11 protein-coding genes and 4 pseudogenes are annotated in these 13,428 nt (G+C 65.1%); 12 read left to right on the forward strand and 3 right to left on the reverse strand.

The window, feature by feature from the left end; translation table 11 throughout:
* Positions 1–8 precede the first annotated feature (8 nt).
* The 9 genes and pseudogenes from bktB (at position 9) to ADT71_RS23815 (ending at position 8,824) form a co-directional block, all read left to right on the forward strand.
* Positions 9–1,190 (forward strand): beta-ketothiolase BktB, encoded by a 1,182-nt coding sequence (gene bktB, locus ADT71_RS23775; protein WP_054440865.1) that lies wholly within the window; start codon positions 9–11, stop codon positions 1,188–1,190.
* Complete coding sequence (gene mce, locus ADT71_RS23780; protein WP_054440867.1) at positions 1,187–1,624, forward strand: methylmalonyl-CoA epimerase; 438 nt, start codon at positions 1,187–1,189, stop codon at positions 1,622–1,624. The genes bktB and mce overlap by 4 nt, the downstream gene beginning before the upstream one ends.
* A gap of 50 nt (positions 1,625–1,674) precedes the next feature.
* Positions 1,675–3,823, forward strand: a pseudogene (scpA, locus tag ADT71_RS23785) (methylmalonyl-CoA mutase).
* A 118-nt stretch (positions 3,824–3,941) separates the two neighbouring features.
* Positions 3,942–4,991: a biotin synthase BioB gene (gene bioB / locus ADT71_RS23790; RefSeq protein ID WP_054440868.1), complete on the forward strand. Its 1,050-nt coding sequence runs from the start codon at positions 3,942–3,944 to the stop codon at positions 4,989–4,991.
* A gap of 7 nt (positions 4,992–4,998) precedes the next feature.
* Positions 4,999–5,370, forward strand: coding sequence for a lysozyme inhibitor LprI family protein (locus ADT71_RS23795; RefSeq protein WP_082370524.1), 372 nt, complete (start codon positions 4,999–5,001; stop codon positions 5,368–5,370).
* 29 nt (positions 5,371–5,399) lie between these two features.
* Positions 5,400–5,645 (forward strand): hypothetical protein, encoded by a 246-nt coding sequence (locus ADT71_RS23800; RefSeq protein ID WP_132468978.1) that lies wholly within the window; start codon positions 5,400–5,402, stop codon positions 5,643–5,645.
* A gap of 1 nt (position 5,646) precedes the next feature.
* Positions 5,647–7,670: pseudogene (locus ADT71_RS23805) on the forward strand (biotin carboxylase N-terminal domain-containing protein).
* A pseudogene (locus ADT71_RS30700) lies at positions 7,671–8,041 on the forward strand (tRNA-binding protein). It begins immediately after the preceding pseudogene.
* A 228-nt stretch (positions 8,042–8,269) separates the two neighbouring features.
* Positions 8,270–8,824 carry a thioesterase family protein gene (locus tag ADT71_RS23815; RefSeq protein ID WP_231636152.1) on the forward strand — a complete coding sequence of 185 codons (555 nt, stop codon included), beginning with the start codon at positions 8,270–8,272 and terminating at the stop codon, positions 8,822–8,824.
* A gap of 60 nt (positions 8,825–8,884) precedes the next feature.
* Here ADT71_RS23815 and ADT71_RS23820 read toward each other — a convergent pair whose 3' ends face one another.
* The 3 genes from ADT71_RS23820 to ADT71_RS23830 form a co-directional block, all read right to left on the reverse strand.
* The gene (locus ADT71_RS23820) at positions 8,885–10,279 is read right to left on the reverse strand and encodes a peptide MFS transporter (RefSeq protein WP_054440914.1); all 1,395 of its coding nucleotides are present in this window, start codon (positions 10,277–10,279) and stop codon (positions 8,885–8,887) included.
* A 192-nt stretch (positions 10,280–10,471) separates the two neighbouring features.
* Complete coding sequence (gene aroB, locus ADT71_RS23825) at positions 10,472–11,584, reverse strand: 3-dehydroquinate synthase (protein ID WP_054440874.1); 1,113 nt, start codon at positions 11,582–11,584, stop codon at positions 10,472–10,474.
* Positions 11,575–12,150, reverse strand: coding sequence for a shikimate kinase (locus ADT71_RS23830; RefSeq protein WP_054440877.1), 576 nt, complete (start codon positions 12,148–12,150; stop codon positions 11,575–11,577). Before ADT71_RS23830 ends, aroB begins: the two co-directional genes overlap by 10 nt.
* A 94-nt stretch (positions 12,151–12,244) precedes the next feature.
* Here ADT71_RS23830 and ADT71_RS35180 point away from each other — a divergent pair, with 94 nt between their 5' ends.
* The 3 genes and pseudogenes from ADT71_RS35180 to ADT71_RS23840 all read left to right on the forward strand — a co-directional run.
* Complete coding sequence (locus ADT71_RS35180; protein WP_255351691.1) at positions 12,245–12,367, forward strand: hypothetical protein; 123 nt, start codon at positions 12,245–12,247, stop codon at positions 12,365–12,367.
* 20 nt (positions 12,368–12,387) lie between these two features.
* The gene (locus tag ADT71_RS31645) at positions 12,388–12,960 is read left to right on the forward strand and encodes a hypothetical protein (RefSeq protein WP_156336778.1); all 573 of its coding nucleotides are present in this window, start codon (positions 12,388–12,390) and stop codon (positions 12,958–12,960) included.
* A 70-nt stretch (positions 12,961–13,030) separates the two neighbouring features.
* A pseudogene (locus ADT71_RS23840) lies at positions 13,031–13,428 on the forward strand (hypothetical protein); the annotation flags it as partial.

The following is a 13,428-nucleotide window of genomic DNA, read 5'->3' on the forward strand; positions in this document are numbered from 1 at the left end:
GTCAGGTCATGGAAGACATCTACATCGTCAGCGGCGTACGCACGGCAGTCGGCGATTTCGGCGGCTCGCTGAAGTCGTTCATGCCGTCCGATCTCGGCGGCAAGGTCGTGACCGAGGCGCTGGCCCGTGCGGGCGTTTCGCCGGAGGACGTTGGCCATATCGTCATCGGCCAGGTCATGCCGACCAGCGCCAGGGACGAGATGCTCAGCCGCGTGATCGGCCTTAACGCGGGCGTGCCGTTCGAAGTGCCTTCGATGACGCTCAACCGCCTCTGCGGATCGGGCGTGCAGGCGATCGTTTCGGCCGCGCAGATGATGAAGCTGGGCGAGGCGGGGATCACCGTCGCGGGCGGCGCGGAATCGATGTCGAACGTGCCCTATCACGACCACGGCGTGCGCTGGGGCAAGAAGATGGGCGACAACACGCAGGAAGACGCGCTGACCCTGGGCCTGTCGGACGCCATTGGCGGCTACCACATGGGCATCACCGCCGAGAACGTGGCCGAACGCCACTGCATCTCGCGTGAGGACATGGACACGGTTGCCGCGACCAGTCATCAGCGCGCCGCCAAGGCCATCGCGGAAGGCCGCTTCAAGGAGCAGATCCTCCCCGTCGAAGTGAAGACCCGCAAGGGCGTGACCGTATTCGATACCGACGAGCATGTCCGCGCGGACACCACCGTTGAGACGCTCGGCGCGATGCGTCCGGCGTTCAAGAAGGACGGCACGGTTACCGCAGGCAATGCCTCGGGCATCAACGACGGTGCTGCCGCCGTGGTGCTGGCGACGGCCTCGGAAGTCGAGAAGCGGGGCCTCAAGCCGTTTGCGAAGATCCTCGCCTGGGGCCACGCCGGGGTCGAGCCCGCCTATATGGGCGAAGGCCCGATCAAGGCGGTGCCGGTGGCGCTGGAGCGGGCCGGGCTTTCGCTGGGTCAGATCGACGTGATCGAGAGCAACGAGGCTTTCGCCGCGCAGGCCGCCGCCGTGTCCAAGGTGCTCGGCTTCGATCCGGAGAAGGTGAACCCCAACGGTTCGGGGGTGTCCATCGGCCACCCGGTCGGCGCGACCGGCACGATGCTCGCCATCAAGTGCATGTACGAATTGAAACGCACGGGCGGGAAGTACGGCCTTGTCACCATGTGCATCGGCGGCGGGCAGGGTATCGCCCTCGTGCTGGAGAACGTGGCGTGAAGCTCGGCCGTCTCAACCACATCGGCGTCGCCACGCCCGATCTCGACGCCTCGATCGCGTTCTACCGGGACGTGATGGGCGCCACCGATATTACCGAGCCGTTCGTGCTGGAAAGCCAGCAAGTGCGCGTCTGCTTCGTCAATACGCCGGGTGAGGATGGCACGGCAGGCACGCAGATCGAGCTGCTCCAGCCGACCGCGACGGATTCGGCCGTGGGCAAGTGGCTGGAGAAGAACCCGCTCGGGGGCCAGCACCACATCTGCTACGAAGTGCCGGACATTCACGCCGCCAAGGCGTGGTTCGAAAGCCTTGGCAAGCGCGTGCTGGGTGAGCCGCGCATGGGCGCGCACGGGACGCTGATCTTCTTCGTCCACCCCAGGGACATGGGCGGCCAGCTTACAGAGATCATGGAAACGCCCAAGGGCGCTCACTGAGAAAGATCACGGCCCGCCGCAACCAGCGCGGGCCGGAAGGGATGCGGACTATGGCAGACATCAACGACTGGAAGGCAGCCGCCGACAAGGAGGTCAAGGGCAAGGACCTGACCTGGAATACGCCCGAGGGTATCGCGGTGAAGCCGCTCTACACCGCCGAGGACGTGACCGTCGATCCCGGCCTTCCCGGCTTCGCGCCGTTCACGCGCGGCGTGCGCGCCTCGATGTATGCCGGCCGCCCCTGGACCATCCGCCAGTATGCGGGTTTCTCCACTGCCGAGGAATCGAACGCCTTCTATCGCCGCAACCTTGCGGCGGGCCAGAAGGGCCTTTCGGTCGCCTTCGACCTTGCCACCCATCGCGGCTACGACAGCGACCATCCACGTGTCGTGGTGACGTCGGCAAGGCGGGCGTCGCCATCGATTCCGTCGAGGACATGAAGATCCTGTTCGACGGCATTCCGCTCGACAAGATGTCGGTCTCGATGACGATGAACGGCGCGGTGATCCCGATCCTGGCCTTCTTCATCGTTGCCGGTGAAGAGCAGGGCGTAGACCGCAAACTGCTCGACGGGACCATCCAGAACGACATCCTCAAGGAGTTCATGGTCCGCAACACCTACATCTATCCGCCCGAGCCTTCGATGCGGATCATCTCGGACATCTTCGGCTACACCAGCCGCGAGATGCCGAAGTTCAACTCGATCTCGATTTCCGGCTATCACATGCAGGAAGCCGGTGCGACGCAGGTGCAGGAACTGGCCTTCACCATCGCCGACGGCGCGGAATACGTGAAGTACGGCGTGGCATCGGGCCTCGATATCGACAAGTTCGCGGGCCGCCTTTCGTTCTTCTTCGCCATCGGCATGAACTTCTTCATGGAAGTGGCCAAGCTGCGCGCCGCACGCGTGCTGTGGCACCGGGTCATGACGGAGCTTGGCGCCAAGGACGAACGGTCGAAGATGCTGCGCACCCACTGCCAGACTTCGGGTGTTTCGCTGCAGGAGCAGGACCCCTACAACAACGTCATTCGCACCACGATCGAGGCGATGGCCTCGATGCTGGGCGGCACCCAGTCGCTGCACACCAACGCGCTGGACGAGGCGATCGCGCTGCCGACCGACTTTTCGGCCCGCATCGCCCGCAACACGCAGATCATCATCCAGGAGGAGACCGGCATGTGCAATGTCGTCGATCCGCTGGGTGGCTCCTACTACATCGAATCGCTCACGAAGCAGCTGGTCGACCAGGCCTGGGAGATCATCGAGCGCGTGCAGGCCGAGGGCGGCATGGCCAAGGCTGTCGCCGCCGGCTGGCCCAAGGCGATGATCGAGACCGCTGCCGCGGCCCGTCAGGCCCGCGTGGACCGGGGCGACGACGTGATCGTCGGCGTCAACAAGTACCGCCTTGCCAGCGAAGACCTGCTGGAAACGCTGGAAGTGGACAACGCCAAGGTCCGCGAAGGCCAGATCGCCCGCATCGAGAAGATGAAGGCGGATCGCGACGAGGCGGCATGCCAGGCTGCTCTCAAGGCCCTTCGTGAAGGCGCGGCGGGCGAATCGAGCATCGAGAACAACCTGCTCGCGCTGGCGGTGGAATGCGCCCGTGCGCGCGCCACGCTGGGCGAGATCAGTTCGGCCATGGAAGACAGCTTCCAGCGTTATGGTACGCAGCCGACCCCGGTGAAGGGTGTTTACGGCGCGCCTTACGAGGGCGACAGCCGCTGGCAGCAGGTGCTGGACGGCGTGGCCGCGGTGGAACGCCGCCTCGGCCGCAAGCCGAAGCTGCTGGTCGCCAAGATGGGGCAGGACGGCCACGATCGCGGCGCGAACGTGATCGCCTCGGCCTTCGGGGACATGGGCTTTGACGTGGTGTCCGGTCCGCTGTTCCAGACTCCGCAGGAAACCGTGGTGCTGGCGCTGGAAAGCGACGTGGACGTGGTGGGTGCATCGTCGCTGGCGGCGGGCCACAAGACGCTGATTCCCGAACTGATCCAGAAGCTGCGCGAAGCCGGGCGAGGGGACGTCAAGGTGATCGCAGGCGGCGTCATCCCGCCGCAGGACTACGAATATCTGCGCGGTGCAGGCGTTCAGGGCATCTACGGCCCCGGCTCCAACGTGGTGGAATGCGCGGCGACGTGCTGCGCCTGCTCGGCCACAACATGCCGCCGGTGGGCGACGCGCTGGCCACGGCCGAGTGATGATTGCCGTGCGGGGGAACACGGGAAACTGGCACGAGACGCCGCTCCGCTCTATGCGGGCGGCATCGACTGGACTCCGGCTCCGTGCCGCGCGTCCGAACGTAACAGGAAGATTTTGATGACCGACCCCCGTTTTGAACCGCGCAACGACTGGACCCGCGAAGAGATCGCCGAACTCTTCGACCTGCCGTTCACCGAACTGGTGTTCCGCGCGGCCGAGGTTCACCGGGCCAATCACCGGGCAAACGAAGTGCAGCTTTCCACGCTGCTTTCGATCAAGACCGGCGGCTGCGTGGAAGATTGCGGCTATTGCTCGCAGTCGGTTTCGGCGAGCAGCGGCGTCAAGGCGACCAAGCTGATGGAAGTGCAGCAGGTGCTGCAGCGCGCGGCGCAGGCGGCGGATCAGGGCTCCACCCGCTTCTGCATGGGCGCCGCCTGGCGCAATCCGAAGGACCGCGACATGCCTGCCATCATCGAGATGGTGAAAGGCGTGCGCGCGATGGGCATGGAAACCTGCATGACGCTGGGCATGCTGACGCCCGATCAGGCGGACATGCTCTCGGAAGCGGGCCTCGATTACTACAACCACAACATCGACACCTCGCCCGAGCGGTACGATCAGGTGATCACCACGCGCACCATGGACGACCGTCTCGACACGCTGTCGAACGTGCGCATGGCGGGCATCAACGTCTGCTCCGGCGGCATCGTCGGCATGGGCGAGACGCGCACCGATCGCGTGGGCTTCGTCCACACGCTGGCGACGCTGCCCGATCACCCGCAGTCGGTTCCGGTCAACGCGCTGGTGCCGGTAAAGGGCACGGTGCTGGGCGACATGCTGGCCGATACCCCGCTCGCCAAGATCGACGACGTGGAATTCGTGCGCACCGTGGCGGTGGCGCGCATCACCATGCCGCTGTCGATGGTGCGCCTCTCGGCGGGCCGCGAATCGATGTCCGAAATGACGCAGGCGATGTGCTTCATGGCCGGCGCCAACTCGATCTTCACCGGCGACCAGTTGCTCACCGCGCCGAATGCCGGTGACGACAGTGACATGGCCATGTTCGCCCGCCTCGGCATCAAGCCGATGGCCATCGAACTGACCGAGGCTCAGGTCGAAGCCCAGCGCATGCCCAAGGGCTGCGCCAAGCTGGAAGCGGCTGAGTGATCCGCGCGTGATCCTGCCGATCCTTCTCCTGGCCTCGGAGCCCACGATCGATTGCGCCAATGCGATGACGCAGACGGACATGAACGTGTGTTCGTACCGCGACTTCCAGTCGGCCGACCGGGCGATGAACGAGGCCTGGGGGAAGGCGGCAGCGGCGGCGAAGGCCGCCGACAGGCAGGGCCCCGGCGGAAATTTCAATCGGCTGCTCGATGCGCAGCGCAAGTGGCTCGCCTATCGCGATGCCCAGTGCTTCGCAGAAAACGGCCCGCGTGAGGAAAGCGGCACGATCTGGCCGCTTCAGCAGAACGGTTGCCTCAAGGAATTGACCGAGGCGCGCACAAAACAACTGCGCGCCGTTGTGGAAACGGGCGAGCGGTGACGTTCGACCGGTGTGAGGGGCGGCGACCGGTGAGTTTTAGCGATTCCGGCACAAGCCTGAAACAGCATTTGAGCTGCATTGGCGGTGGCCTGCTTGGCAGCGCCTTTGTGGTGACGTTGCTGGGCGGGGCAGCAATGGGAGACTGCGGTCGCCCTGGCAGTGCGGAGTGCAAGAACGATGGGTTGATCAAGTTCCTCATGTTTCCGGGGAGCCTGATCGTTCTGATCTTGGTGGGACTTTTCGCCGCTTGGCGCATGACAAAAGACAGGGATTGAGATGTTCAAGAAAATCCTCATCGCAAACCGGGGCGAGATTGCCTGCCGCGTGATCAAGACCGCGCGCCGGATGGGCATCCAGACGGTGGCCGTCTATTCGGACGCCGATGCCCGTGCGCCTTTCGTGCAGATGGCCGATGAGGCGTCCACATCGGCCCCGCGCCCGCCGCGCAGTCGTACCTGATTGCCGACAAGATCATCCAGGCATGCAAGCAGACCGGCGCCGAAGCCGTCCATCCGGGCTACGGCTTCCTGTCCGAACGTACCTCCTTCGCAGAGGCGCTGGCCGCAGAGGGTATCGAGTTCATCGGCCCTCCCGTCGGCGCGATCGCGGCGATGGGTGACAAGATCGAGTCCAAGAAGCTTGCCAAGCAGGCCGGCGTCAACGTCGTGCCCGGCTTCGTCGGTGAGATCGAGGATACCGAGCACGCCGTGCGCATCTCGAACGAGATCGGCTATCCGGTGATGATGAAGGCCAGCGCGGGCGGCGGCGGCAAGGGCATGCGCCTTGCCTATGACGAAAAGGACGTGCGCGAGGGCTTCGAGAGCGTGAAGCGCGAGGGCCTCAATTCCTTCGGCGACGACCGCGTCTTCATCGAGAAGTTCATCCTCAACCCGCGCCACATCGAGATCCAGATCCTCGGCGACAAGCACGGCAACATCCTCTACCTGAACGAGCGCGAATGCTCGATCCAGCGCCGCCACCAGAAGGTGGTGGAGGAAGCGCCGTCGCCCTTCGTCACCGAGAAGATGCGCAAGGCCATGGGCGAGCAGTGCGTCGCCCTGTCGCGTGCGGTGGGCTACTATTCGGCGGGCACCGTCGAACTGATCGTCTCGGGCGCGGACCCGACGGGCGAGAGCTTCTACTTCCTCGAAATGAACACCCGCCTTCAGGTGGAGCACCCGGTTACCGAGGCGATCACCGGCGTCGATCTGGTCGAGCAGATGATCCGCGTCGCCGCCGGCGAAAAGCTGGAGATGACGCAGGCCGACGTGAAGATCGACGGCTGGGCCATCGAAAACCGCGTCTACGCCGAAGATCCCTATCGCGGCTTCCTGCCGTCGACCGGCCGTCTCGTGCGCTATCAGCCGCCGGTTGACGGCTGGGACGACGATGGCTCCGCAAACGGCCGCCGCGGTATCGACGGCGTGCGTGTCGATGACGGCGTCTACGAAGGCGGCGAAGTCTCGATGTTCTACGACCCGATGATCGCCAAGCTCATCACCTGGGGCGAGACCCGCGACGAGGCGGCGGACAAGCAGGTTGCCGCGCTCGACCTGTTCGAGATCGAGGGCCTTGGCCACAACATCGACTTCGTTTCGGCCATCATGCAGCACCCGCGCTTCCGCTCGGGCGAACTGACCACCGGCTTCATCGCCGAGGAATATCCCGAAGGCTTCACCGGCGCGCCTGCGTCCGAGGAACTCAAAGGCAAGCTGGCCGCCGTTGCCGCGTTCGTCGCCACCGCCCGGGCCGACCGTGCGCGCCGCGTGGACGGGCAACTGGCTTCGCGCCGTCTGGCACCGCCTTCGGAATGGACCGTCATCATCGACAAGGCGCCTTTCGAAGTCGTCATCGACGATGAGGACGTGACGGTGAACGGCATCTCGGTTGATCTCGCGATGGAATATACGCCGGGCGACCGCCTGATCGATGCCGAGATCGACGGCGAGGCTATCGGCATCCGCGTTGCGCCCACGCGCACGGGCCTGAAGATGACCACGCGCGGCTGCATCCACGATGTGCTGATCCTGCCGAGCCGGGTGGCTTCGCTGAACGAGCACATGATCGAAAAGATTCCGCCGGATCTTTCGAAGTACCTGATCTGCCCGATGCCGGGCCTGCTCGTCGCGCTCCATGTGGGCGAGGGCGACAAGGTGGAAGCGGGCCAGCCGCTGGCCGTGGTGGAAGCCATGAAGATGGAGAACATCCTGCGCGCCGAGAAGTCGGGCGTGGTGAAGGCGGTCAATGCCAAGGCGGGCGAAAGCCTTGCGGTGGACGTCGTGATCCTCGAAATGGAATAAATGCATCTGGACCACGACCCCGCCGCACCCGCGGCCGAGCAGATATCCTTCGACGACTTCCTGAAAGTGGACATCCGCGTTGGCACCATCGTCGCCGGGGAATCTACGAGGGCGCGCGCAAGCCAAGCTGCAAGCTGCGGATCGATTTCGGCCCCGGCATTGGCGAGCGCAGGAGCGTGGGGCAAGTCGCCGCGCTCTATGCGCCGGAGGACCTGGTCGGGCGGCAGGTGGCGGCGGTCGTGAACTTTCCCACGCGGCAGATCGGCAAGGCGCTGTCCGAGGCATTGACGCTCGGCTTCGCGGACGAGGAAGGGCGCGTGGTCCTATTCGCACCGGACCAGCCGGTGCCCAATGGTTCGAGGTTGTTCTGATGACGGGTTTCGCCGCGCTTCTGGCCGAGGCAGAGGAAATCGAGGGCGGTTTCGCGTTCGATGTCACCGATGACTGGCTTCAGGGCCGCACCGCTTACGGCGGGCTGACTTCGGCGCTGGCGCTGGCAGCGGCGCAGCGGGTCGATCCCGAATTGCCGCCGCTGCGTTCGGGCCAGTTCGCGATGATCGCGCCGCTGGCAGGCCGCGTGGAGGCGCGGGGCGCGAATCGTGCGCAAGGGGCGCAACGCCACCTGGGTTGCGGCGGAACTGTCGAACGAGAAGGGCGTGGGTTTCAGCGCCAGCTTCGTGTTCATGCGCCAGATCGAAAGCGCTGCCGATATCGCCGGTTATCCGCTGCCGGAAGGCGTGAGCCCGGTCGCGGATGCCAAACCGGTGCCGATGGACCATGCGCCGCAGTTCCTGAAGCAGAACTTCGATGCGCGCTTTGCCCTGCCGAAATCGGCGCTGGGCGAAGCGGATCTGTGCTGGTGGGTGCGGCTCAGGGCGCGCGAAAATCTCGACCCGGCGCTTGAAGCGGTGCTGGTGGGCGATGCCTTGCCGACGGCGGTGCTGCCGCTGCTGGGCTTCCGCGTGCCGATCAGCTCGATGCACTGGCACGTCAACTTGCTGGAGCCTGTGCCGACGACGGAAGATGGCTGGTGGCTGCTGCGCTCCACCAGCGAATTCGCGCGCGGCGGCGGGGCGAGCGAGCAAATCCTTCAGTGGAATGCAGCGGGCAGGCCGGTGATCGCGGGGATGCAGTCGGTCGCCGTGTTCGGCTGACGGGCTTTCCGCTTGATCCCAGAACGGCGCCCTTGCCTGAGCAGGGGCGCCGCTTTGCTATCAGGCGGGGCCGGGCTCACCGGCCAGCGTCTTGCCCAGTGCGATCTTGAACGCCGCGAAGGCGATCAGGCCCACGGCGGCCGAGGCGACGTGGATCAGCCAGAAAGACACGGTATCCATCGAGGAATACCAGCCGCCCACTTCGCCCACGACCTTGTTGGCGCCGAAGAACGCAAGGTAGTAGATGCCCACCACCGTCGCATTGAGCGCGCGCGGGGCAACCTTGGTGAACAGGGCCAGGCTGACCGGCATGATGTGCGCGAAACCGATCGAGTTGAACAGGTGGAACATCACCGGCCAGAACAGGCCGATCTTGGCATCGCCAGCGGTTGCGGCGGCGATGACGAGGCACATGCCGCCCATGATGCTGAACACCGAGCCGATGATCATCTTGCCCAGTTCGTCGGGCTCGCGGCCGGTGCGGGTCGAGTACCACTTCCAGAATGCCGCCACGGCAACCAGCATGGAGAAGCTGAGGGTGGCGTCCACGGTGATCATCCAGCTCGTCGGCAGGGTATCGCCGAAGAAGGTCAGCTGGAACTTGTCGTCCGCCCAGACGAGGTAGGCGTTGAAGATTTCCTGATTGCTCATCATCGCGATGGCCAGCACCGGCACCAGCACGGCCAGTGCGCCGAGGCGGGGCCAGTCGGAACGGGTCAGGCGGATTTTTTGCGCCTTTTCCCCCTTCGGAGCGCGGCTATCGGCGGGAAGCCAGTGTCCGGCCCTCAGGTAGATGATCAGGCCCAGCACCATGACCACGCCGGCGGTGCCGAAGCCGTAGTGCCAGCCCACCTTCTCGCCCAGGGTGCCGGCGATCAGCGGCGCGGCGATGACCGAAACGTTGATGGCGATGTAGAAGATCTGGAACGCCATGGCGCGGCGCAGGTCGCCGGGCTTGTAGAGTTCGCCGACCTGGCTGGCGATATTGCCCTTGAACAGGCCGACGCCCACCACCAGCGAGATCAGCGCGAAGAGGAACATGCCCTCGAACGCCATGAGGAAGTGGCCGAGCGACATGACCACGGCGCCAGCGATCAGGGTGGCCTTGCGACCGAGCCAGCGGTCGGCGACGATGCCGCCGAGAATAGGGGTCAGATAGACGAGCGAGGTATAGTCGCCGAAGATCGCCGATGCGAGCGGCTGCCCTTCAAGCCCGGCATAGTGCCAGCCGCGCAGCCACGACAGCCCCATGACCTTGCCGACGTTCTCCGGCAGCAGCAGGTACTTGACCATGTAGAGCACGAGCAGCGTCTGCATGGAGTAGTAGGAGAATCGCTCGCAACCCTCGACGAAGGAGAGGTAGCCGAGGCCCTTGGGGTGGCCCAGGAAGGCGCGGTCGTCTCGCTCGATCTCCTCGGGGAAGTCGAGCTCGGGAGTGGCTTCTGAAAGTGTCATGGCGGTCTGGTGCGGCCCGGTACTTTTGTTGTCCAAGCGCGCACCATAGTGGCGCGTCATTGTAATGTCACGCACGAGCCCCGTCTATGAGAGTAAGTGCGATGCAGGGGTGTCGGTTACGGCTCTCGCCTTCTCTGTACCTTTTAGGTGTCGTTCAATACCGGGGCCGCCAAGTGCCTGAAAGCAGGCGGTTCAGGGCTGGCGGGCCAGTTCCTCGTCAAGGAATGCAGCGACGTCTTCGAGCGAAACCTGCTTGTCCAGATAGGTCTGTCCAATGCCCTTGAGTAGCAGGAACGGCAGGGTTCCGGCATCCATCTTCTTGTCGTGGAGCATGTGACCGACCAGTTTCCCGCCATCGCAATCGAGGCTCAGTTCCGGAAGGCTGGAGGGCAGGCCGATCTCGCGGATATGGTTGGCGATATGCTCGGCGCTGGCCCGGGGCAGCAGTTCGCGGCGGGCCGAATAGCGGGCCGCCAGCACCATGCCGAGCGCGACCGCCTCGCCGTGAAGCAGCCGGGAGGAGAAGCCGGTTTCCGCTTCCAGCGCATGGCCGAAAGTGTGGCCAAGGTTGAGAAGCGCGCGCTTTCCCGTGGTTTCGAACTCATCCTCGGCAACGATCCGCGCCTTGCTCGCCACGGAATGCGCCACGGCATATTCGCGAAGCTGGCTGTCTCCGGCGATCATCGCGCCGCCATTGGCATCGCACCAGGCGAAGAAGTCGGCATCGTCGATCAGGCCGTATTTCACCACTTCGGCATAACCGGCCCGAAGCTCGCGTTCCGGCAGCGTTTCGAGGGCGGAAAGGTCGGCCAGCACCAGCGAGGGCTGATGGAACGCGCCGACGAGGTTCTTGCCAGCCGGCGTATTGATCGCGGTCTTGCCGCCGACGCTCGAATCGACCTGGGCGAGCAGGGTGGTGGGAACCTGGATGAACTTGCAGCCGCGCTTGAGAACCGAGGCGCAGAAGCCCGTAAGGTCGCCGATCACCCCGCCGCCCAGCGCGATGATATGGTCGCCGCGCTCCACTTCGAGCGACAGGAGCCAGTTGACGGTCGCCGCCAGTTCATCCCAGGATTTGGTCGCCTCACCGGCAGGCAGGATGCGCCAGTGCGGCTCGTGGCCGCTTTCGCGCAGGCTTGCCTCGACCACCTGGCCCCAGGCCGCATGGACGTTGATGTCCGTGATGATCGGCACGCCGCGCTTTCGCAGGCGCCCGCGGCACTGCGGCACGAGTTCCGCGAGCAGACCGGCTCCGACCCGGACTTCATAGGGACGACCGGCGATATCGACGGGGATTACAGCCATTGCGAAATTCCCTGAAGGACCTTGTTGATGGTCTGAACGTGAGGCCCGCTGTTGCTGATCACATGGATCGGTGCCTGCGAATAGTGCGGCCTGCGGTCTTCGCGCAGCCGGGCGAGTATGTCGCGCGGATCTCCGCCGCGCAGGAGCGGACGGTGATCCTTGCGCGCGGTGCGTTCGACAAGGGTGTCCACCTCGCTGTCGAGCCAGACGGTGATCGCCTTGTCGAGGATCAGCGCCCGCGTCGTCTCGTTGCAGAACGCGCCGCCGCCGGTGGCGATCACGCAGCGTTCCACGCCGGATTCGATGAGGCGGGAGATCACCCGGCGTTCGCCGTCGCGGAAGTAATCCTCGCCGTAAGTCTCGAAAATCTCGGGGATCGTCATCTGCGCCGAGCGCTCAATCTCATCGTCGGCGTCGACGAAGGCGCAGTCGAGCAGCGTGGCAAGGCGCTTGCCGACGCTGGACTTGCCCACGCCCATCATTCCGACCAGCACGATGGGGCGATCGATGCGCCGCGCGAGTGCGGCAATTTCCTGTGCGGAAAACCGGGTTTGTTGAACGTCCATTGCTCCATCGCCTATAGTTGCGCTAGGTCGCAGCGCAAGCATCGGTGAAGGAAGGCGAGTGACGATACAAAAACGCAGGCGCAGGTTTTCAGGCGTGGCTGCCGTTTCCATCGTCGTACTGGCGGTCGTTCTGGGTGTCTGGGCGTGGATGGATGGCGGTCGTTCTCCGGTCCGCGATATCGTCCAGCCGGTGCCGGTTCCGGAGCTGCCGCGATGAAGCCTCGCAAGGGAACATACATGAGGACCTGGCACTTGCTCGCCGGCGCTTCGCTCGCCGTGACGTCCGCGTGGGCGATGGCGCAGGATGCCCCGGAATCGCTGCTGCCCAAGATGTTCTCAGAGCCCGCGCCCACGCAGGCGCCCGCTACGCCGCCACCCGCGAATCGCCCTGCCACCGCCACGCCGGCCACGGCGCCGCGTTCGGTGTCGACCCCCGTGGTCCAGCCGTTGCCTGCGCAGGTGCCGCCATTTGCCACGGATTCCTTCGTTACCACTGACGTGAACGGCAAGAGCACGCTGTCACGCCTGCCGAGCCTCGAAGAACTGGAGCGCATGTCGCCCGAGGATTTCGAAGCCCTGCTGGGGGACAAGCTCGACCTCGACATGCCTTCGGGCGCGCGCGCTCGATGGAGCGGATCGGCCTTATCGACGAGAGCGAGGGCGGGATGCCGGAGGCGTCGCTCGCCGGGCAGAATCCCTATCTGGTCCAGTCCGCGATCGCGGCAAACCGGGGCGCGGTGTTTTCGCGATGGGGCCATATCCTGCTGCGCCGCGCGCTTGCCTCGCGTCTCGAGACTCCGGCGGGAATGAGCCCGCAGCAGTTCCTGGCCCTGCGGGTCGGCCTGCTGCTCCGCATGGGTGAAACCGATGCCGCCGGCGCTTGCTGCAAGGTATCGACATATCGAACTTCACGCCCGAGATCGGAAACGAGGCGTTCGACGTCTATCAGCGTTCCGCCGATTTCACGGGCATGTGCCCGGTGATGTCGATCCAGGGTTCGCTGCGGGACGATCCTGAATGGAACGCAGCCCAGGCGATCTGCGAGGCCTTCCGGGGCGGCGGTGCCTCGGCGATCTCGAAGCTTGAACGCGCGCGTGTCAGCGGCAAGCTGGAGCGCATCGATTCGCTGCTGGCGCAAAAATACGCCGGCGCGGCAGGGCGTTCGCGCAAGGCCGTTACGATCGAGTGGAACAACGTCGATACGATGACGCCCTGGCGCTATGGCCTTGCCCTTGGCGTGGGCCTGACCCCGCCGGAAAGCGCGATGTCCGCGCGCGA

This window comes from Novosphingobium sp. ST904 (assembly GCF_001298105.1).
GTDB lineage: Bacteria > Pseudomonadota > Alphaproteobacteria > Sphingomonadales > Sphingomonadaceae > Novosphingobium.

Excerpts from the sequence above, each read along its gene's own strand:
- bktB (WP_054440865.1), top strand. The coding sequence starts at position 9 with ATGGAAGACATCTACATCGTCAGCGGCGTACGCACGGCAGTCGGCGAT.
- bioB (WP_054440868.1), top strand. The coding sequence starts at position 3,942 with ATGACCGACCCCCGTTTTGAACCGCGCAACGACTGGACCCGCGAAGAG.
- ADT71_RS23820 (WP_054440914.1), bottom strand. The coding sequence starts at position 10,279 with ATGACACTTTCAGAAGCCACTCCCGAGCTCGACTTCCCCGAGGAGATC.
- aroB (WP_054440874.1), bottom strand. The coding sequence starts at position 11,584 with ATGGCTGTAATCCCCGTCGATATCGCCGGTCGTCCCTATGAAGTCCGG.
- ADT71_RS23830 (WP_054440877.1), bottom strand. The coding sequence starts at position 12,150 with ATGGACGTTCAACAAACCCGGTTTTCCGCACAGGAAATTGCCGCACTC.
- ADT71_RS31645 (WP_156336778.1), top strand. The coding sequence starts at position 12,388 with ATGAGGACCTGGCACTTGCTCGCCGGCGCTTCGCTCGCCGTGACGTCC.